Genomic DNA, 20,670 nt, shown 5'->3' on the forward strand with positions numbered 1-20,670 from the left:
CCTTAGCCTCCCTTGACGGCCTTCACGATCTTCTGCGCGGCGTCGTCGAGATTGTCGGCCGGCACCACGTTCAGTCCGGATTCACGGATGATCTTCTTGCCGAGTTCGACATTGGTGCCTTCGAGGCGGACCACCAGCGGAACGCTGAGGCCGACTTCGCGCACGGCGGCCGTGACGCCTTCGGCGATCACGTCGCACTTCATGATGCCGCCGAAGATGTTGACCAGGATGCCCTTCACGTTAGGATCGGCGGTGATGATCTTGAACGCGGCCGCGACCTTCTCCTTGCTGGCGCTGCCGCCGACGTCGAGGAAGTTCGCCGGCGCCATGCCGTAGAGCTTGATGATGTCCATCGTCGCCATGGCGAGACCGGCGCCGTTGACCATGCAGCCGATATTGCCGTCGAGGGTGACGTAGTTGAGGTCGTACTTGGACGCCTCGATCTCCTTGGCGTCTTCTTCGGTCTCGTCGCGCAGCGCCAGCACCTCGGGGTGACGGAACAGCGCGTTGTCGTCGAACGACACTTTGGCGTCGAGCACGCGGAGCTGGCCCTGCTTGGTCACGACCAGCGGGTTGATCTCCAGCATCGACATGTCCTTAGCGACGAAGGCCGCATAGAGCTGCGCGGTGAGCTTTTCCGCCTGCTTGGCGAGATCACCGGACAGGTTCAGCGCCTTCGCGACCGTGCGGCCGTGATGGCCCATGATTCCGGTGGCGGGATCGACCGAGAAGGTCACGATCTTCTCAGGACTGTTGTGCGCGACGTCCTCGATGTTGACGCCGCCTTCGGTCGACACCACGAACGAGACGCGCGAGGTCTCGCGGTCGACCAGGATCGACAGATAGAATTCCTTGTCGATGTCGGAGCCGTCCTCGATGTAGAGGCGGTTGACCTGCTTGCCGGCGGGGCCAGTCTGCACGGTCACCAGGGTGGCGCCCAGCATCTGCTTGGCGAATTCGGAGACTTCGGCGGCCGACTTGGCGATGCGCACGCCGCCCTTGTCGCCGGCGCTGGCTTCCTTGAACTTGCCCTTGCCGCGGCCGCCGGCGTGGATCTGGCTCTTCACCACCCAAACCGGACCAGGCAGCGCCTTGGCGGCAGCGTCCGCGTCCGCGGCTTTAAGGACCGGCACGCCCTTGGAGATCGGCACGCCGAACTCGTTCAGCAGCGCTTTGGCCTGATATTCATGGATATTCATATGGTCGCTCCCTGAACCCGCGGGCGGTGACCTCTAGGGCCCACCTCAGTCTTGTGGCTGGCATACCATATACCACAGGAACTGCAACCCGGATTCTTTGACATCGATCTCTGGACTGCCGAACCCGGAGCCGGCCGGCTCCGGACCCCGGAAATGAAACCGCCGAAGACCGGGTTTTCGGTCTTCGGCGGGGATTGGTTGCGCCTTAGCGGCCGAGAAGATCGGGGGCGATCTTCTTGCAGGCATCGACCAGGCCCTGGACGGCACCGACCGACTTGTCGAAGGCCTCGCGGTCCTTGCCGGCGAGCTCGATCTCGACGACGCGCTCGACGCCCTTGGAACCGATCACGACGGGCACGCCGACATACATGTCCTTCACGCTGTATTCGCCGTTCAGGTAGGCGGCGCAGGGCAGCACGCGCTTCTTGTCACGCAGATAGCTCTCGGCCATCGCGATCGCGGACGCGGCCGGCGCGTAGAAGGCCGAGCCGGTCTTGAGCAGGTTGACGATCTCGGCGCCGCCGTTGCGGGTGCGGTCGACGATCTCGTCGAGGCGCGCCTGCGAGGTCCAGCCCATCTTGACGAGGTCGGGCAGCGGAATGCCGGCAACGGTGGAGTACTTCACCAGCGGCACCATGGTGTCGCCATGGCCGCCGAGCACGAATGCGGTGACGTCCTCGACCGAGACGTTGAATTCGTCGGCCAGGAAGTAGCGGAAGCGGGCCGAATCCAGCACGCCGGCCATGCCGACGACCTTCTTGTGCGGCAGGCCGGAAGCCTTCTGCAGCGCCCAGACCATGGCGTCGAGCGGGTTGGTGATGCAGATGACGAAGGCGTCGGGGGCGTACTTCTTGATGCCGGCGCCGACCTGCTCCATGACCTTGAGGTTGATGGAGAGGAGGTCGTCGCGGCTCATGCCGGGCTTGCGCGGCACGCCGGCGGTGACGATGCAGACCTTGGCGTTGCCGAGCGCCTCGTAGGAGTTGGCGCCGCTGTAATGCGCGTCGAAGCCGTCGACCGGCGAGGACTGCGCGATGTCGAGCGCCTTGCCCTGCGGCACGCCCTCGGCGATGTCGAACATCACCACGTCGCCCAGCTCTTTCAGGCCGATGAGATGAGCCAGCGTTCCGCCGATCTGACCGGAACCAATCAAAGCAATCTTGTCGCGCGCCATGTGAGCCTGTCCTTTAGACACGTAAGGAGGGGAAAACTGAGACGGGTGGTTATCCCTTTCGCCTGCCCCGTTCAAGTCGCCCAATGCCCAATTGTCGGGCTTGGCGCGGCCTCGGGCACGCAGCCCGGTCATTCCGGGGCGCGCGGAGCACGAACTATGGTGCGAAATTGCGCACCTGAGAATCTCGCATGACAATCTCGGGATTTCGGGCTCGCGCTGGCCCGCGCCCCGAATGACAGCGCTGGCAAATAGGACTTAAGTCTCCACCAGACCCTTGGTGGAGCCGCTGGCGGTGGAATCCTTGCGGCCGTGAGCCAGCGCCAGATACGATTCCGAGCTCATTTCGATCAGGCGCGAGGTCGTCCGCTTGAACTCCATGGCCTCAACGCCCTCGTCGGCAAGGTAGAGCGAAATCGGATTGGCGTCGGCCGAGGCCATCAGCTTCACCGCATTGTCGTAGAGCGTATCGATCAGCGTGATGAAGCGTTTGGCGGCGTTGCGCTGGGAGAAATCCATCACTGGAATATGGTCGACCAGGATGGTGTGATAGTCGTGCGCCAGCCTGAGGTAATCCGATGCGCCGAGCGGCTTCTCGCAGAGGTCGGCGAACGAAAACCGCGCCACGCCGTGGGCCGAGCACGGCACGTGCAGGATGCGGCCCTTGATCAAAATGTCGCGCGAGCGGCGTTTGGCGCTGCCCGACATCCGCGACCAGGCGCGGTCGAGGGCTGCGTTCGCATCGGCGTCCGCCGGCGTCAGCCACATCGGCACGCCCTGCAATTTCTCCAGCCGGAAATCGGTGCGCGCATCGAGCCGCGCGACGTCCATATGGTCGGTGATCTGTTTGATGAAGGGCAGGAACAGAGAACGGTTCAGGCCGCCCTTGTAGAGATCGTCGGGGGCGACGTTGGAGGTCGCGACCACGACGGTGCCGAGCTCGAACAATTTGGCGAACAGACGCCCCAGGATCATCGCGTCCGCGATGTCGGTGACGTGGAATTCGTCGAAGCAGAGCAGCCAGCTCTCCTCGAAGATCGCATTCGCGGTCAGCGCGATGACGTCGCCGTCGGCGATCTCGCCGCGCGCGATGCTCTGGCGATAGTCGTAGATGCGCTCATGCACGTCGGCCATGAATTCGTGGAAATGCGCGCGTCGCTTGTGCTCGACGGATGAGTGCTGGAAGAACAGATCCATCAGCATGGTCTTGCCGCGGCCGACTTCGCCATGGATGTAGAGCCCGCGTGGCGCCTCGTCCTTGTCGCTGCTGAACAGGCGGCTGAGCAGGCCCTGCTTGCGCGTGGGCTTGTAGGTCGCGAGCCGTAGATCCAGTGCGGCATAGGCCTCGGCGACCTCGGCCTGCGCGGCATCGGGCTCGATCGCGCCGGAGGCGATCTGGGCCTGATATGCGTCACTGAAGGGGGAACTGGGGGTGGTGAGCATGGCCCTTTACCGCCAGAGACCGCGGCAAATTGCAAGCCGTGAATTGGTGCGGGGCGCTATGCGCTGGTGCGCCGGCCGCAGAGCCGGGACCCGCTGTTTCGTTCATCGCCAAATTTCGTTCATCGCGCAGCGCTGGGCCCCGGCTCTACGGCCGGGGCACGAGAGCTTCGCTACGCACACAGCTCGTAGGCGTCCTCGACCACATACGGGCCGCCGCCGGTGGAGGCGCGGGACGAGAACAGAACAAAGCGCTCCGCCATGAACGCCTTGCTCGGGAAATAGCCGCGTAGCGAGAGATAGTCGGCGACGTCGCGGTCGGAGGCGTCGTGCAGCCGGGCCAGCGTCACATGCGGGATGTATTTGCGCCCCTCCGGATTGAGGCCGATCCGCTGCATCATCCGTTCGAGCTCGGCCTGCAATTCCATCAGCGGCTTGCTCGGCGCGATCGTCGCAACGACTGCGCGCGGCTTGCGGCCGCCGAAACTGGTGAGGCCCTGCACCTTCACCTCGAAGGGTTTGCGGTCGACGCGAAACAGCATCGAGGCGATCTCGTTGGCCGAGACGCCGTCGATATCGCCGATGAAGCGCAAGGTGACGTGATAATTTTCGGGATCGATCCAGCGGGCGCCGGGAAGGCCACCCCTCAAGTTGGAAAGCGCCTGGCCGATCTCGGCCGGAATTTCCAGCCCCGTGAACAAACGCGGCATCGTTTCGCACTCCCGATGCTTGGGTACGATCCCTGAGCAGGATCATATCCAAATTAGAGCCGGCGACGAATCACCGGTACCCTGATTCCTATCGCAGTTGTGTGACTCTGCGAAGCGTAGGCAGCCTCACCCCGGTAAAACCCTGGGAATTACGGTGAGCGCTGCCTGCTTTCAACGCCGTTGCTCAGCGATCGTGCCAAGGAATGCCTCCACGGCGGGCATGAGGTTGCCGACGATGATGTCGACGCCGGCCGCGGTCGGATGAATGCCGTCGGCCTGGTTGAGCTTGGCGTCGGCCGCCACTCCTTCAAGAAAGAAAGGGTAGAGGGGCACGTCGAATTTTTTCGCCAGATCCGGATAAATCGAATTGAAGCGCGTGGCATATTCGGCGCCGTAATTCGGCGGCGCCAGCATGCCGCACAGCATCACCGCGATCCTGCGCGCCTTGAGCCGCTGGACGATGTCGGTGAGCGCGGCGCGCGCCAGATCGGGATCGATGCCGCGCAAGGCGTCGTTGGCGCCGAGCTCGACGATGACGCCGTCGGTTCCGTCGGGGACCGACCAGTCGAGCCGGTCGCGGCCCCCCGAGGTGGTGTCGCCGGATACGCCGGCGTTGGTAATGTCGACATCTATGCCTTTGTCTTGCAAGGATTTTTTCAGCTTGGCCGGAAACGCATCCTGAGCCGGCAGGCCGAGACCGGCGCTCAAGGAATCGCCGAGAACGACAAGCTTGATCGATTTTGTCGCGTCCGCCCAAGCCGGGTTCGCTATTGTCATGAAGGCGAGCATCAACACGGCTATGTGCATGAACAATCCGTAACGCCTCTCGACCGCGCTATCGGAGTTGCCATATGACCGGACCATGGACACTCGCATCGATCCCTCTTCGCTCGCCGTCAATTCGGCGGACACCATCGCCATCTCCAACGTCAATCTCTCATTGGGTACGGGCGCGGCACGCGTTCATATTCTCAAGGATATCAGCTTGCGAGTCGGCCGTAGCGATACGATCGGCCTGATCGGCCCGTCAGGCTCGGGCAAATCCACGCTGCTGATGGTGATGGCGGGGCTGGAGCGTCCTGATAGCGGAGAGGTGGTGGTGAATGGCACGCCTTTCAATGCCCTCGACGAGGACGCGCTGGCGCGCTTTCGCGGCCGCCAGGTCGGCATCGTCTTCCAGTCCTTTCATTTGATCCCGACCATGACCGCGCTCGAGAACGTCGCGGTGCCGCTCGAGCTTGCCGGCAATCCCGACGCAGCAAAGCGCGCGGCAGAGGAGCTGCAATCGGTCGGGCTCGGCGACCGCCTGCATCATTATCCGACGCAGCTCTCCGGCGGCGAGCAGCAGCGCGTTGCGCTGGCGCGCGCGCTGGCGCCCGATCCCGCGATCCTCGTTGCCGACGAGCCGACCGGCAATCTCGATGAAGCCACCGGACAACAGATCGTCGATCTCCTGTTCAGCAAGCACGCCGAGCGCGGCATGACGTTGGTGCTGGTGACGCACGATTCCTCGCTCGCGCATCGCTGCGATCGCGTGATCCGTCTGCGCTCGGGCCGCATCGACACGCAGTCTGCGCCGGCATGAGCACGGCGGCAGAACCCTTCGCCAAACCGGGCGGCGTCGCGCTGTCGCTGCGTTATGCGCTGCGCGAATTGCGCGGCGGCCTGCGCGGCTTCTACGTCTTCATCGCCTGCATCGCGCTCGGCGTGATGGCGATCGCCGGCGTCGGCTCGGTGTCGGCGAGCCTCTCCGACGGCCTAGCCCGCGAAGGCCGCACGCTGCTCGGCGGCGACGTCTCCTTCGTGCTGTTCCAGCGCGAGGCAAAACCTGAAGAGCTCGCCTTCCTGCGCTCGCGCGGCACGGTGTCGACCGCCGCCACCCTGCGCGGCATGGCGCGCGCGGCCGATGGCCAGCTTGCGCTGGTCGAGATGAAAGCGGTCGATAGCACCTATCCGATGCTGGGCCAGCTGACGCTCGCACCGCCACTGCCGATGTCCGAGATCCTCGCGGAGCGCGACGGCGCGTTCGGCGCCGCCGCCGATCCGACGCTGCTGGCGCGGCTGTCGCTGAAGACCGGCGACCGTGTCACCATCGGCTCCGCGACCTTTCAGATCCGCAGCACCGTCGAAGCCGAGCCCGACAAGCTCGCCGGCGGCATCGGCTTCGGCCCGCGCTTCCTGATCAGCGAAGCGGGCCTGCGTGCCACCGGCCTGATCCAGCCCGGCAGCCTGGTGCGCTGGGTGTACCGGGTGAAGCTGCCCGATCTCGCCAACAACGAGCGCGCCACCGAAGCCTTCATCGCGGATGCGCGGAGCGCGGCGCCGCAGGCCGGCTGGGAGATCCGCAGCCGTTCCAACGCTTCGCCGCAGCTGGAACGCAACATCAACCGCTTCACCCAGTTCCTGACGCTGGTCGGTCTCGCCGCATTGCTGGTCGGCGGTGTCGGCGTCGCCAATGCCGTGAAGAGCCATATCGACCGCCGCCTCGAGGTGATCGCGGCCCTCAAGGCCGTCGGCGCCACCGGTCGCGACGTGTTCGGCATCTATCTGGCGCAGGTTCTGGTGCTCGCGGGCGTCGGCTCGGTGATCGGCCTTGCGCTCGGCGCAGCCATGCCCTTCGCCATCGTCGGCCTGTTCGGCAAGCTGCTGCCGCTGCCGGTGGTGCCGGCCGTGCACGCCGACGAGCTCGCGCTGTCCTTCGTCTACGGCCTCTTGACCGCGCTGGCCTTCGGCCTGTGGCCGCTCGGACGCGTCCACGACGTGCCGGTGGCCGCGCTGTTCCGCGACACCATCAGCCCGGAATGGCACCGGCCACGCACGGGCTATCTCGTGTTCATGGGCGTGGTGATCGCGCTGCTGATCAGCGTGGTGATCGGGCTCTCCTTCGACAAGCGCATCGCCGCGGTGTTCGTCGCGTCCTCGCTCGTCGTGTTCGCCCTGCTGCGCGGCATCGCCGCCCTGCTGATGGGAATCGCGCGGCGGCTGCCGCGGACGCGGCTGCCGATGCTGCGGCTTGCGATCGCCAACATCCACCGGCCGGGCGCACTGACGCCCTCGGTCGTGCTGTCGCTGGGGCTCGGGCTCGCCGTGCTCGTCACCATCACCCAGATCGACGGCAATCTGCGGCGGCAGTTCCTCGCGGCCCTCCCCGATCAGGCGCCGTCGTTCTTCTTCATCGACATTCCGAGCGCGCAGGCCGCGCAGTTCGACCTCTATCTGCGCCAGATCGCGCCCGGCGCGAAGGTCGAGGACGTGCCGATGCTGCGCGGACGCATCGTCGCCGCGCGCGGGCTGCGTGCCGAAGAGCTCAAGCCCACCACCGATTCCGAATGGGTGCTGCAGAGCGACCGCGGCCTGACCTATACCGGCGAGCTGCCGAAAGGATCCAAGGTGGTCGAGGGCGAGTGGTGGAGCGCCGATTATTCCGGCCCGACACTGGTGTCGATGGAAAAGAAGATCGCCGACGGACTAGGCCTCAAGCTCGGCGACGAGATCGTGGTCAACGTGCTCGGCCGCGACATTCCGGCCAAAATCGGCAATCTGCGCACCATCGACTGGCAGGGCCTCGGCATCAACTTCGTTCTCGTGTTCTCGCCGAACGCCTTCAAGGGCGCGCCGCACACCCATATCGCGACGCTGACGGAAACGGGCGGAACTGCGGCCGGCGACGGCAAGATCATCAAGGAGGTCGCCGACGCCTATCCGATGGTGACGAGCGTGCGCGTGCGCGAGGTGATGGAGACGGTCGGCTCGGTGGTGACCAATCTGGCGCTGGCGATTCGCGGCGCCAGCGCCGTGACGCTGATCTCGGCGATCCTGGTGCTGGGCGGGGCGCTTGCCGCCGGTCATCGCCACCGGGTCTACGATGCCGTGATCCTGAAGACGCTGGGCGCGACGCGGCTGCGGCTGTTGGGCGCCTATGCGCTCGAATACCTCCTGATCGGGCTCGCCACCGCATTGTTCGGCGTGATCGCCGGCAGCATCGCGGCCTGGATGATCGTGACGCGGCTGATGACGCTCAGCTTCGTCTGGCAGGCCGGCAGCGCGGCCGGGGTTGTCGCCGCCGCGCTCGTCGTCACCGTCGGGCTGGGGCTCGCGGGCACGCTGCTGGCGTTGAACAAAAAGCCCGCCACGGTGTTGCGGAATTTGTGACAAAATGTAGCGGATGGCCGCACCGATGCGGAATCGCACGATTCCTGCGATTAACCACGACTGCCCGTCAGGTTCACGTCAGAATTGCAGCCGAGGGCGACATTCAGCCGCGCGTGGCAGGTTGCAGCGAATGTGTTAGTTTCCCACATATCGGATGGGTTCGGAGCCCCGATTGTTAGCCAAAATTTAGTCGGCTGGTGTCGGTATCCGAGATAGAGTTTGACGAACCGGCGGCATGGCGACCCTCATGCCGGACCGGACCAACCAACGGGAATTCGACCATGTCGGACCTAGACCGTAACTACGCTTCTCCTTTCGGCAGGGCCGCCGGGCGTGTTGACGCCGCGACGGTCGATGCCGGCCTGCGCGCGTATATGCTGCGCATCTACAATTACATGAGCATCGGCCTCGCCATCACCGGCCTTGCCGCGCTCGGCGTCTACATGGCCGCCGTGACCGACGTTCCGACCCCGGAAGCCGTCCGCGTCGGCAAGCTGTTCCTGACCCCGTTCGGCTACGCGATGTTCGTCAGCCCTCTGAAATGGCTGTTCATGCTCGCGCCGCTCGCCATGGTGTTCGTGATTTCGGCAGGCATCAACCGTCTCGCCCCCTCGACCGCTCAGATCCTGTTCTGGGTGTTCTCGGCGCTGATGGGCATCTCGCTGTCCTCGATCTTCCTGGTGTTCACGCACACCTCGATCGTGCGAGTGTTCTTCATCACCGCGGCCACGTTCGGTGCGCTGAGCCTCTACGGCTACACCACCAAGCGTGATATGAGCGGAATGGGCTCGTTCCTGTTCATGGGCCTGATCGGCATCATCATTGCGAGCCTGGTGAACCTGTTCCTGGCGAGCTCGATGCTGCAGTTCATCGTGTCGGTGGTCGGCGTGCTGGTGTTCGCGGGCCTCACCGCCTGGGACACCCAGCGGCTCAAGAACGACTACATCTACGGCTACGCCTCGGCCGGCGGTGACATCGCAGAGCGTGCGGCCATCACCGGCGCGCTGTCGCTGTACCTGAACTTCATCAACCTGTTCACGCTGCTGCTGCAGCTGCTCGGCCAGCGCGACTAAGCGACGGACCAGAGCGAACGACACGAACCCCGGCCGAAAGGCCGGGGTTTTTGTTTGCCTGCGGCCTCGTCATTGCGAGGAGCCCTTGCGACGAAGCAATCCAGAGTCCTTCCACGGATGCATTTCTGGATTGCTTCGCTGCGCTCGCAATGACGGGGGCGGAGGCTGCCGGGCCCCTTCCAGCGCCCGCGCGAAGGCTCTAATCTTCCCCCATGTCCGCACCTGAAATCAGGCCCACGACCGAGGCCGACCTTCCCGCCATCACCGCCATCTATCAGCAGGCTGTCCGCGAGGGCACGGCGACGTTCGAGCTGGAGCCGCCCGATCTCGCGGAGATGACGCGGCGCTATCGCGCGCTCATCGACGGCGGCTATCCCTATTTCGTCGCCATCCTCGAGGGACGCGTCGCCGGCTACGCCTATGCCGGCGCCTACCGCCCGCGCCCGGCCTACCGCTTCACGGTCGAGAACTCGATCTACCTCGATCCCTCCTTCCACCGCCGCGGCGTCGGCTCATTGCTGCTGGAGCGGCTGGTCGTTGAATGCGAGGCGCGCGGCTTCCGCCAGATGATCGCGGTGATCGGCGATTCCGCCAACGCCGGCTCGATCGGCGTGCACACCAGGGGTGGCTTCAAGATGATCGGCACGCATCCCAATGTCGGGCTGAAATTCGGCCGCTGGCTGGACACCGTGATGATGCAGCGCGACCTCGGCGAAGGCGCGACCACGGTGCCGGGGAAGTAGGTTTTGTAGCTCGGGTGAGCGAAGCGATACCCCGGAACGTCGCAAGCAAAGCCCCGGATGTCGCTTCGCTCATCCGGGCTAGGAAGTCTCGCTACATCACCGCTGCCGTCACACCACCGCCAGTTTGCGATCAATCACCAGCAGCACGCGCTCCAGCTCGTGGCCGCGGCGCAGGATCAGGCCCGTCGCCGAAATCACGCTGTACATGCCCTGCTTGCGCGCCAGGCGCGGGTCCTTCTCGATGCGGTAGATCGGCACTTCCGAGGCGCGGCGATAGACCGAGAAAACAGCGCGGTCCTTCAGGAAGTCGATGGCGTAGTCGCGCCACTCGCCATCGGCGACCATGCGGCCGTAGAGATTGAGAATACGGTGCAGCTCGAGCCGGTTGAACGTCACTCTGCTCTGTTGCGCATTCGCGGCGGCGGGGCGCGCCGCCGCGCGCTGCTCGCTCGGATCGGCATCCTCCGACATCAGACTCATGGAGAGCCTCCTCATCGCACGACTTTAAACCCCGGTCCGCGAACCGTCCCCGGAACCGGATCATGACAACGGCATGATCGCGCCAACCGCTCCTCGCCGCAAGGTTCTTGATGGAACTCGATGGAACTCGGCCGCCTGCTTTCAACCGATCGAATCAGATGCGACTCCACGCACACGCAAAGGTGGAACTCTGTCGCGGCAAACCGTCACGGGATCGTTAGCAGGAATCATAGTCTCGCCGCTTTTCCGCCTAGCGACTGCCGCCCTGCACTGCGAAAAGATGGACGTGCGTTGACCCGGTCCTTTCGGTTCCGGATTCCTCAGCCCCCAGCCCCCCGGGGTCGAACAGGATCGGGTCTGTACGCGCGACAAGGAGGGCCAACGCAAGTTGGTCCTTTTTTGTTGGTATCGAGATGTTTCTGCCGACGTGCGACCGTCTCTCCAAACATCCGAGGAAAGACTCTCTCCCTTCATCCTGAGGGCCGCGCGCTTCGCGCGGCGTCTCGAAGGATGCAAGGCTGAGCTGCATCAGCGGGGGGCCTTTCATGGTTCTCGCGGCGATGCGCAGCATCGTCCGCCGCGCGCGCAAGGGCGCGCTCCTCACCATGAGGAGTGAATACGGCGCGCGATGCTAGCGAAAAATTCGAATCAGTGCAGCGACGTGTACGCCGCGCCGAGCATCGGGCCGGGCTTTTCGCGGCTGCCGTCCTGGACATAGACCACCGCGCCGTCGACGCCGTCGCGCGTCAGGTTCTCGATCGGCACCGTCCAGCTTTCCGGACGCCCGGTCCAGTCACCGACCTTGAGCAGATTGCGCACCACGTTGTGATAGGTGATCTGCTGCCCGCGATTCTCGCCGCGGGTGATTGCGATCGGGACCGACCTGGCGATCGAGCAGATCCAGACCTCGCCATGCGAGACCGCCGGCTCGTTGCTCGCGGCAACCGAGACGTTGATCTGCTTGCCCGCGAGCGACATCGTCACCGGCACGCTCATCACGCCCGCACCCTTGTCGGTCTTGCCGATCGCATTCTCGATGCCGGCACGGTCGCTGCCGATGACATGGGCGGAGCCGTTGACCACGACCTGCGGGGTGTAAACCTCGCGGTCGCCGCGCACGCGCGAATAGGCGCGCTGCCGTGCAGAGAAGCGTGAATCCGCCAGCGTGTCCTTCCAGCCGAGATAGTCCCAATAATCGATCGGCATGCTGAGCGCGATGATCGACGGATCTTTGGAGAGATCGCCGATGATCTGGTCGGCGGGCGGACAGGAGGAGCAGCCTTGCGAGGTAAACAATTCGACAACGGCGCGGGGATCGGCTTCGGCAGGGCGGATGACGGCGACGATCGCACAGATGCCGAGAGCGCCCGACCAAAAGGCGCTGGACCAACGCGAAACCAGATGAGAAGCCGTCATTGTTGTCATGTCGAACGCCGCACACCATTGCTCGTGGGAAGGGAAATCTTATCGCCGGATGGTCACCGTAGTCTTACGGGCGCAGCACACCGACCGTCCGGGCGAACCGTCCAAAGGGAGGTTTTCCGCCGGGCGGGCCCATCTAGAGCATGCCGCAAACGCATGAAGGCGGCCTTGTGATAGGCCGCCTTCATCTAACCTTCTACTCACTTCGCAGTGAGCCACCGTTCACAAATCCGCGCTTAGGCCGCGAGCTTGCGCAGCACATAGTGCAGGATACCGCCGTTGCGGTAGTAGTCGAGCTCGTCCAGCGTATCGATGCGGCAGAGCAGCGAAACGCGCTGCAGCGAACCGTCGCCCGAGACGATCTCCGCGGTCAGCTTCTGGCGCGGCTTGAGGTCGCCGACGAGGCCGCGCAGCGTGACCTTCTCGTCGCCCTTCAGGCCGAGCGACGACCAGGAGGTACCTTCCTCGAAGGTCAGCGGCAGCACGCCCATACCGACCAGGTTGGAGCGATGGATGCGCTCGAAGCTCTGGCAGATCACCGCGCGCACGCCGAGCAGACGGGTGCCCTTGGCAGCCCAGTCGCGCGAGGAGCCGTTGCCGTATTCGGCACCGGCGAACACCACCAGCGGCACCTTCTCTTCCTGGTACTTCATCGCGGCGTCGTAGATCGACATCTGCTCGCCGTCGGGCCAGTGCTTGGTGAGGCCGCCTTCCGGAATGTTGCCGTCGGCACCCTTCAGCATGAAGTTCTTGATGCGAATGTTGGCGAAGGTGCCGCGCATCATCACTTCGTGGTTGCCGCGGCGCGTGCCGTACTGGTTGAAGTCGGCGGGACGTACCTGATGCTCGCTGAGATACTTGCCCGCGGGCGAGGTGAGCTTGATCGAACCGGCCGGCGAGATGTGGTCGGTGGTGATCTTGTCGCCGAACATGGCGAGGATGCGCGCCTCGACGATGTCGGTGACAGGCTCCGGCTCCTTCTTCATGCCGTCGAAATAGGGCGGGTTCTGCACGTAGGTCGAAGACATGTTCCAGCGATAGGTCTCGCTCTCGACCGTCTTGATCTTGCGCCAGTTGGTGTCGCCCTTGAACACGTCGGCATACTTCTTCTTGAAGATCGACGCGGTCACGAACTTCTTCATGAAAGCGTTGATCTCCTTCGTCGTCGGCCAGATGTCCTTCAGGTACACCGGCTTGCCGTCCTTGCCCTCGCCGAGCGGCTCGACGGCAAGGTTCTTGGTGACGCTGCCCGCGAGCGCGTGGGCGACGACCAGCGGCGGCGAGGCCAGATAGTTCGCCTGCACGTCAGGCGAGACCCGGCCTTCGAAGTTGCGGTTGCCGGATAGCACGGCCGCCGCGACGATGCCGTTGTCGTTGATCGACTTCGAGATCTCCTCGGGCAGCGGACCGGAATTGCCGATGCAAGTGGTGCAGCCGAAGCCGACCAGGTTGAAGCCGACCTTGTCGAGATCCTTCTGCAGGCCGGAATCGGCGAGATAGCCTGCGACGACCTGGCTGCCCGGGGCGAGCGAGGTCTTCACCCACGGCTTGGCCTTGAGGCCCTTCGCCGCGGCGTTGCGCGCCAAGAGGCCCGCGCCGATCAGCACGCTCGGATTCGAGGTGTTGGTGCAGGAGGTGATGGCGGCGATCACGACGTCGCCGTGGCCAATCTCGAAGTCCTTGCCCTCGACGGCGAAGCGCTTCGTGGGCTCCTCGGCCTTCTTGTATTCAGTGCCGAGCGCGAGCGAAAAACCTTCGGCGACCGACGGCAGCGCGATGCGGCCTTCGGGGCGCTTCGGACCGGCCATCGACGGCACGACGTCGGCAAGATCGAGCGTCAGCGTTTCAGTGAACACCGGATCGGGCGACTTGGCCGTGCGGAACAGCCCTTGCGCCTTGGCATAGGCCTGCACCAGCGCGACGCGCGGCGCCGCGCGGCCGGAGGTCTTGAGATAGTCGATCGCGGCGGCATCGACCGGGAAGAAGCCGCAGGTCGCGCCATATTCGGGCGCCATGTTGGCGATCGTCGCCTTGTCGGCGACCGAGAGATTGTCGAGACCGGGGCCGAAGAACTCGACGAACTTGCCGACCACGCCGAGCTTACGCAGCATCTGCGTGACCGTCAGCACGAGGTCGGTCGCGGTGACGCCCTCCTTCATCGCGCCCTTCAGCTTGAAGCCGACGACGTTGGGCAGCAACATCGACAGCGGCTGGCCGAGCATGCAGGCTTCCGCCTCGATGCCGCCGACGCCCCAGCCGAGCACAGCGAGCCCGTTGACCATGGTGGTGTGGGAATCGGTGCCGACGAGCGAATCGGGATAGGCGACCTCGAAAGTGCCGGTCTTCTTGCCGACCGTCATTTTCTCCTTCTTGGTCCACACCGTCTGGGAGAGATATTCGAGATTGACCTGGTGGCAGATGCCGGTGCCGGGCGGCACGACGGAGAAGTTCGAGAACGCCTTTTGGCCCCACTTCAGGAACTCGTAGCGCTCCTGGTTCTGCTTGTATTCCTCGGTGACGTTCTTGCCGAAAGCCTTGTTGTCGCCGAAGAAGTTCACGATCACGGAATGGTCGATGACGAGGTCGACCGGCACCAGCGGATTGATCTTCTCGGCGTCGCCGCCGAGCTTCTGCATCGCGTTGCGCATCGCGGCGAGATCGACCACCGCCGGCACGCCGGTGAAGTCCTGCATCAGCACGCGCGCAGGGCGGAACGCGATCTCATGCTCCAGCGACTTCTTGCGCAGCCATTTGGAGACGGCGACGATGTCCTCTTTCTTGACCGAACGGCCGTCCTCGTTGCGCAGCAGGTTCTCGAGCAGGACCTTCATCGAATAGGGAAGTTTGGAAATTCCCTTCAGACCATTCTTCTCGGCCGTGGGCAGGCTGTAATAGACATAGGTCTTGGCGCCGACCTTGAGGGTCTTTTTGCATTTGAAGCTGTCGAGCGAGGTCATGTAGGAAATCCCAATCGTTAGTTATACCCGGCAGGGTATCTTAACACCGTCAGCACATCTAGGCTGGGCCGCTTGCGGGGGCAGGTTGAGTTGCTGCATCAAGTAGTTCCGGGCTTATAGAAGCTTTCTAACCGCGCCGCCACAGCCACAATCGTGCCGCAGCAATCGCGAGCCAAAAATTCCCATGCGCTACCCCAAGTTTTCCTGAGGCCCGGCTTTGAGTGAGTTGAAACACGGCAAGATGCAGCTCTCCGGACACGCCGTCGCCTGCGTGCGCGGCGGCCGCCAGGTGTTTGCCGGGCTCGATTTCGCGGCGGTCTCAGGCGAGGCCGTGGCGGTCGTCGGCCGCAACGGATCGGGCAAGACCTCGCTGCTGCGGCTGATCGCGGGCCTGCTGGTGCCGGCGGGCGGCAAGATCGCGCTCTCGGGCGGCGATACCGAGCTGACGCTGCCCGAGCAGTGCCATTATCTCGGCCATCGCGATGCCCTGAAGCCGGCGCTCAGCGTGGCGGAGAATCTGACTTTTTGGGCCGAATTTCTCGGCGGCGAGCGTTTTGACTTCGCCGAGAGCCTCGCCATTGTGGGCCTCGCGCACGCCACCCACCTGCCCGCGGGCTTCCTGTCGGCCGGCCAGCGCCGCCGCCTCTCGCTGGCCCGCCTGCTGACCGTCCGCCGCCCGGTCTGGCTGCTGGACGAGCCGACCAATGCGCTGGATGTGACGGGACAGGACATGTTCGGCGGCCTGATGCGCGAGCACCTTTCGCGCGGCGGCATGATTGTCGCGGCGACCCACGCGCCACTCGGGATCGAATCGCGGGAGCTGCGGATCGGGGGTGAGGTGTGATTCCGACCGACCCTCAGCTTTCCAAGCGGCTTTGTCCTGCTCTCGCCGTTCCTTCCGCCCGTGGTCCAGCAATCCATCTGTCATTCGGGAAGGCGGCGTTGCCGCGGGCTCCCACGCCTCTCCCGTTTGCGGGAGAGGCCGGCATAGGCGGCCCTTGGCCGCCGTCCCTTAAAAACGCCGATGCTTTGCATCGGCTATGGCGCCGGGTGAGGGTTCTCTCCTCTGGGGGAATCTTCGTTGTCGAGACACCCTCTCCCCAGCCCTCCCCCGCAAGCCGGGAAGGGAGCGCACCGCCCTCGGGGCGAGTTGGAGCCACCCCATGACCGCCCTGTCCGCCCTCATTCGCCGGGACATCCGGATCGCGCTCCGCGTCGGCGGCGGGGCACTGATCGGGGTGCTGTTCTTTCTGACCGTGGTGGTGCTGATGCCGTTCGCGGTGGGGCCGGATCTGGCGCTGCTGTCGCGGCTGGGGCCGGCCATTCTCTGGCTCGGCGCGCTCTTGGCGAGCCTGCTCACCCTGGACCGGCTGTTCATGGCCGACCACGAGGACGGCTCGCTCGACCTGATCACGATGAGCCGGACGCCGCTGGAACTCGCCTGCGCCGCCAAGGCGCTGGCGCATTGGCTGGCCGCTGGCCTGCCGCTGATTGTCGCAACCCCCGTGCTGGGCCTCCTGCTCAACCTCGACATGGTCGCGACCGGCGCGGTGGCGCTGACGCTGCTGGCGGGCACCCCGGCGCTGACGTTTACCGGCATGATCGGCGCGGCGCTGGCGGTGACGCTGCACCGCGGCGGGCTGCTGATGGCTGTGCTGGTGCTGCCGCTGTCGATTCCGGTCCTGATTTTCGGGGTTGCGGCCTCGCAGGCGGTGATCGTCGGGCCGATGACGTTCGGCGCGCCGTTCTCGATCCTGTGCGCGCTGTCCCTGGTCAGCCTTGTGATCGGCCCCTTCGCGGCCGCAGCGAGCCTGCGGCACGGGCTCGATTGAGATGCGCCCGATTGACCTTGACCCCGATCAACTTTTGTCCCTCGCTTTCGTGCTGATTGCCTGAGCGGCCATCGATGATTATCAGGGTGCCATGACACTGATCGACCTCGCCAACCCCACGCGGTTCCTCGCGCTGACAGCGCGGGTCCTGCCGTGGCTTGCGGCCGCGACCGTCCTGCTGCTCGCGATCGGTCTCTATCAAACCGCGCTGGCGCCCGACGACTACCAGCAGGGCGCCACGGTGAAGATCATGTTCATCCATGTGCCCAATGCCTGGCTGTCGATGTTCGTCTGGGGCGTGATGAGCATCGCCTCGCTGGGCACGCTGGTGTGGCGTCATCCGCTCGCCGACGTCGCGGCCAAGGCGGCCGCGCCGATCGGCGCCGCCTTCACCTTTCTCGCGCTGCTCACCGGCTCGCTGTGGGGCCGGCCGATGTGGGGCACCTATTGGGAATGGGATGCGCGGCTGACCTCGGTGCTGATCCTCTTCCTGATGTATCTAGGCCTGATGGCGCTGTGGCGCGCGGTCGACGATCCCTCGCGCGCCGCACGGGCCGCCGCCGTGCTGACCCTGGTCGGTGCGCTCAACCTGCCGATCATCAAGTTCTCGGTCGACTGGTGGAACACGCTGCACCAGCCGGCCTCAGTGATGCGCATGGGCGGATCGGCCCTCGACAAATCGTTCCTGATTCCGCTCCTGGTGATGGCGGTCGCCTTCACGCTGCTTTTCGTCACGCTGCATCTGGCTGCGATGCGCAACGAAATCCTGCGCCGCCGAGTCCGCTCCCTGCAAATGATGCAGGCGAGCCGTGTCGCGTTCTCGAGCGAGATGGGCGCCGGCTCGCGCGGACAAGGTGCGTCGAAAGAAGCTGGGGCCGCATGATCATGTCGCTTGGTCCCTACGCATCCTTCATCGTGACGTCCTATGCCGCAGCGGCCCTCGTGGTCGCGCTCCTGATCGGCTGGATCGCGCTCGACTATCGCAATCAGACCCAGCGCCTGCGCGAGCTGGAGGAGCGCGGTATCACGCGCCGGTCCGGTCGCAGCGCGACGGACCTGTGATGAGCGATCAACCTGCCTCCGCAGCGCCGCAGCGCCGCACCTTCCTGATGGTGCTGCCGCTGATCGCCTTCATCGGCCTTGCACTGCTGTTCTGGTTCCGGCTCGGCAGCGGCGATCCCTCGCGGATTCCCTCCGCGCTGATCGGCCGGCCCGCGCCGCAGACCGCGCTGCCGCCGCTCGAGGGATTGCAGGCTGACAATGCGCAAGTGCCCGGCCTCGACCCCGCCGCGTTCAAGGGCAAGGTCAGCCTGGTCAACGTCTGGGCGTCCTGGTGCGTGCCTTGTCATGACGAAGCACCGCTCCTGACCGAACTGGCCAAAGACAGGCGCTTCCAGCTGGTCGGCATCAATTACAAGGACGCATCCGACAATGCGCGCCGCTTCCTCGGCCGCTACGGCAACCCGTTCGGCCGCGTCGGCGTGGACGCCAACGGCCGCGCCTCGATCGAATGGGGCGTCTACGGCGTGCCGGAAACCTTCGTCGTCGGCCGCGAGGGCACCATCGTCTACAAGCTGGTCGGCCCGATCACGCCGGACAATCTGCAGAAGGTGCTGTTGCCGCAGATGGAGAACGCGCTGAAGGCTGGGTCTTAGGGCATCGCGTGCCCCGGACGCAGCGCAGCGATCCTTCATCGATGCGCTGCAGAGCCGGGGCCCATGTCACCACGATGTCACCACGACGTCACTTCTGGAGAGGGACTGGATCCCGGCTCGCGCTTCGCGCGTCCGGGACACGAGACCGTCAACCCTTGCTCACATCCCCCGCCTCGGCCTCGCTGGCCTCCAGCGACACCGGCTCGAGGTGGTAGCGCTTTGTCAGCGGCAACTGCGCGACGGCGAAGATCATGGTCAGCGGGGTGACGCCGAATACCTTGAAGTTCACCCAGAAGTCGGTGCTTTGCGTGCGCCAGATGATCTCGTTCAGCACCGCCAGGCCGGCGAAGAACAGCGCCCAGCGCAGCGTGAGGATGCGCCAGCCCTGCGGCGTCAAGTTGAACATCTGGTCGAACATGACGGCGATGAAGGAGCGGCCGAACAACAGGCCGCCGCCGAGGATCGCGGCGAACAGGCCGTAAATGATGGTCGGCTTGATCTTGATGAAGGTCTCGTCGTGCAGCACCAGGGTCAGCGTGCCGAACACCAGCACGATCACGCCCGTCACGATCGCCATGATCGGAATGTGACGCGTCACGACGTAGGACGCGATCATTGCCGCCACGATCGCCACCATGAAGGCGCCGGTTGCGGCGAACAGATTGAACTTCGCATTGACGAAGAAGAACACGAGCAGCGGACCGAGTTCGGTCGCCAGCTTGAACAGCGGATGCGGCTGGGTCTTGTCCATTCTCTCTTCCGTCTCTCCCATCCTTCGAGACGACCGCTTCGCGGTCTCCTCAGGATGAGGACCTCTTATGTGGCACGACCTCATCCTGAGGAGCCGCGCAAGCGGCGTCTCGAAGGATGACGCTATTCGATTCCAGCGATGGCGCGGGCGAAGTCGCGCGCGGTGAACGGCGCGAGATCGTCGACGCCTTCGCCGACGCCGATGAAATGCACCGGCAGTTTGAACTTCTCGGCCAGCGCCACCAGAATGCCGCCGCGCGCGGTGCCGTCGAGTTTCGTCATCACGAGGCCGGTGACCCCGGCGGTGCGATGGAAGGCCTCGACCTGCGACAACGCGTTCTGGCCGACGGTGGCGTCCAGCACCAGCAGCACCGCATGAGGCGCCGTCGCATCCACCTTGCGGATCACGCGCACGACCTTTTCGAGCTCGTTCATCAGCTCGGCCTTGTTCTGCAGACGTCCGGCGGTGTCGATCAGCAGCACATCGACATTCTGCTCCTTGGCCGCATTGAGCGCGTTGAAGGCGAGGCTCGCGGAGTCCGAGCCTTGCGCCCCTGATATGACGGGCGTCTTGGTGCGCTCGCCCCACACCTTGAGCTGCTCGATCGCTGCCGCGCGAAACGTGTCGCCGGCGGCCAGCATCACCTTGCGGCCTTCGGACGCGAATTTCTGCGAGAGTTTTCCGATCGTGGTGGTCTTGCCGGAACCATTGACGCCGACCACAAGGATGACGAACGGCTTCCTGGCCGTATCGATCTCGAGCGGCTTTGCCACCGGCGCCAGCACCTTCTCGACCTCGGTCGCGACGACGTCCTTGACCTCGTCCGCCGAGATCGCCTTGTCGTAGCGGCCGGTGCCGACCGCGTCCGCGATTCGGACCGCGACGGAGGTGCCGAGGTCGGCGCGCAGCAGCACGTCCTCGATGTCGTCGAGCATGGCGCGATCGAGCTTGCGCTTGGTGACGAGGTCGGCGACCGCGGTCCCGAGCGAAGACGAGGTGCGCTTCAACCCGTTGGACAGGCGGCGCCACCAGCTCAGCTTGGGGGGATCTGACGTGGTATCGTTCATGGCGGGGGGGGGGTTGGC

19 protein-coding genes are annotated in these 20,670 nt (G+C 64.9%); 9 read left to right on the plus strand and 10 right to left on the minus strand.

Translation table 11 applies throughout. The features are described 5' to 3' along the window. Positions 1–2: 2 nt before the first annotated feature. From sucC to UNPA324_RS01895, 5 genes are all read right to left on the minus strand, one after another. A complete protein-coding gene (sucC, locus tag UNPA324_RS01875) occupies positions 3–1,199 on the minus strand; it encodes an ADP-forming succinate--CoA ligase subunit beta (RefSeq protein WP_128918858.1) in 1,197 nt (398 codons plus the stop codon). Between the two features lie 205 nt (positions 1,200–1,404). Continuing rightward, positions 1,405–2,373 (minus strand): malate dehydrogenase, encoded by a 969-nt coding sequence (mdh, locus tag UNPA324_RS01880; protein WP_141933176.1) that lies wholly within the window; start codon positions 2,371–2,373, stop codon positions 1,405–1,407. 255 nt (positions 2,374–2,628) lie between these two features. Further along, entirely contained in the window at positions 2,629–3,813 is a 1,185-nt protein-coding gene (gene zapE, locus UNPA324_RS01885; protein WP_141933178.1) for a cell division protein ZapE, read from the minus strand. Positions 3,814–3,983: 170 nt separating this feature from the next. Continuing rightward, on the minus strand, positions 3,984–4,520 hold the full coding sequence (thpR, locus tag UNPA324_RS01890; RefSeq protein ID WP_128918860.1) for an RNA 2',3'-cyclic phosphodiesterase: 537 nt from the start codon (positions 4,518–4,520) through the stop codon (positions 3,984–3,986). 171 nt (positions 4,521–4,691) lie between these two features. Continuing rightward, positions 4,692–5,327, minus strand: a complete 636-nt coding sequence (locus tag UNPA324_RS01895) for an arylesterase (protein WP_181769257.1) — start codon at positions 5,325–5,327, stop codon at positions 4,692–4,694. Positions 5,328–5,382: 55 nt separating this feature from the next. Between UNPA324_RS01895 and UNPA324_RS01900 the strand changes: the two genes are divergently transcribed. The 4 genes from UNPA324_RS01900 (at position 5,383) to UNPA324_RS01915 (ending at position 10,488) form a co-directional block, all read left to right on the plus strand. Beyond that, entirely contained in the window at positions 5,383–6,105 is a 723-nt protein-coding gene (locus tag UNPA324_RS01900) for an ABC transporter ATP-binding protein (protein ID WP_141933180.1), read from the plus strand. Beyond that, a complete protein-coding gene (locus UNPA324_RS01905; protein WP_141933182.1) occupies positions 6,102–8,672 on the plus strand; it encodes an ABC transporter permease in 2,571 nt (856 codons plus the stop codon). Before UNPA324_RS01900 ends, UNPA324_RS01905 begins: the two co-directional genes overlap by 4 nt. A 281-nt stretch (positions 8,673–8,953) precedes the next feature. Beyond that, on the plus strand, positions 8,954–9,745 hold the full coding sequence (locus UNPA324_RS01910) for a Bax inhibitor-1/YccA family protein (protein ID WP_128918863.1): 792 nt from the start codon (positions 8,954–8,956) through the stop codon (positions 9,743–9,745). Between the two features lie 212 nt (positions 9,746–9,957). Further along, the gene (locus UNPA324_RS01915; RefSeq protein ID WP_128918864.1) at positions 9,958–10,488 is read left to right on the plus strand and encodes a GNAT family N-acetyltransferase; all 531 of its coding nucleotides are present in this window, start codon (positions 9,958–9,960) and stop codon (positions 10,486–10,488) included. Between the two features lie 108 nt (positions 10,489–10,596). Here the strand turns inward: UNPA324_RS01915 and UNPA324_RS01920 are convergent, their stop codons facing one another. The 3 genes from UNPA324_RS01920 to acnA all read right to left on the minus strand — a co-directional run bounded on the left by UNPA324_RS01920 (position 10,597) and on the right by acnA (position 15,347). Continuing rightward, on the minus strand, positions 10,597–10,968 hold the full coding sequence (locus UNPA324_RS01920; protein ID WP_128918865.1) for a DUF2794 domain-containing protein: 372 nt from the start codon (positions 10,966–10,968) through the stop codon (positions 10,597–10,599). Between the two features lie 648 nt (positions 10,969–11,616). Further along, positions 11,617–12,393, minus strand: a complete 777-nt coding sequence (locus UNPA324_RS01925; protein WP_128918866.1) for a DUF1223 domain-containing protein — start codon at positions 12,391–12,393, stop codon at positions 11,617–11,619. 233 nt (positions 12,394–12,626) lie between these two features. Further along, on the minus strand, positions 12,627–15,347 hold the full coding sequence (acnA, locus tag UNPA324_RS01930) for an aconitate hydratase AcnA (protein ID WP_128918867.1): 2,721 nt from the start codon (positions 15,345–15,347) through the stop codon (positions 12,627–12,629). Positions 15,348–15,588: 241 nt separating this feature from the next. Between acnA and ccmA the strand changes: the two genes are divergently transcribed. The 5 genes from ccmA (at position 15,589) to UNPA324_RS01955 (ending at position 18,834) form a co-directional block, all read left to right on the plus strand. Then, entirely contained in the window at positions 15,589–16,191 is a 603-nt protein-coding gene (gene ccmA, locus UNPA324_RS01935; protein ID WP_141938642.1) for a heme ABC exporter ATP-binding protein CcmA, read from the plus strand. A gap of 319 nt (positions 16,192–16,510) precedes the next feature. Continuing rightward, entirely contained in the window at positions 16,511–17,179 is a 669-nt protein-coding gene (gene ccmB / locus UNPA324_RS01940) for a heme exporter protein CcmB (RefSeq protein ID WP_028150494.1), read from the plus strand. Between the two features lie 91 nt (positions 17,180–17,270). Then, a complete protein-coding gene (locus tag UNPA324_RS01945; protein WP_141933184.1) occupies positions 17,271–18,062 on the plus strand; it encodes a heme ABC transporter permease in 792 nt (263 codons plus the stop codon). Beyond that, positions 18,059–18,241: a heme exporter protein CcmD gene (ccmD, locus tag UNPA324_RS01950; protein ID WP_128918869.1), complete on the plus strand. Its 183-nt coding sequence runs from the start codon at positions 18,059–18,061 to the stop codon at positions 18,239–18,241. Before UNPA324_RS01945 ends, ccmD begins: the two co-directional genes overlap by 4 nt. Further along, a complete protein-coding gene (locus UNPA324_RS01955) occupies positions 18,241–18,834 on the plus strand; it encodes a DsbE family thiol:disulfide interchange protein (protein WP_141933186.1) in 594 nt (197 codons plus the stop codon). Before ccmD ends, UNPA324_RS01955 begins: the two co-directional genes overlap by 1 nt. Positions 18,835–18,982: 148 nt before the next feature. Here the strand turns inward: UNPA324_RS01955 and UNPA324_RS01960 are convergent, their stop codons facing one another. After that, the gene (locus tag UNPA324_RS01960; RefSeq protein WP_128918871.1) at positions 18,983–19,585 is read right to left on the minus strand and encodes a septation protein A; all 603 of its coding nucleotides are present in this window, start codon (positions 19,583–19,585) and stop codon (positions 18,983–18,985) included. Positions 19,586–19,707: 122 nt separating this feature from the next. Continuing rightward, on the minus strand, positions 19,708–20,652 hold the full coding sequence (ftsY, locus tag UNPA324_RS01965) for a signal recognition particle-docking protein FtsY (RefSeq protein ID WP_128918872.1): 945 nt from the start codon (positions 20,650–20,652) through the stop codon (positions 19,708–19,710). Positions 20,653–20,670: the final 18 nt, after the last annotated feature.

It is taken from the genome of Bradyrhizobium sp. UNPA324 (assembly GCF_006658635.1).
GTDB classification, from domain to species: Bacteria; Pseudomonadota; Alphaproteobacteria; order Rhizobiales; family Xanthobacteraceae; genus Bradyrhizobium; species Bradyrhizobium nanningense.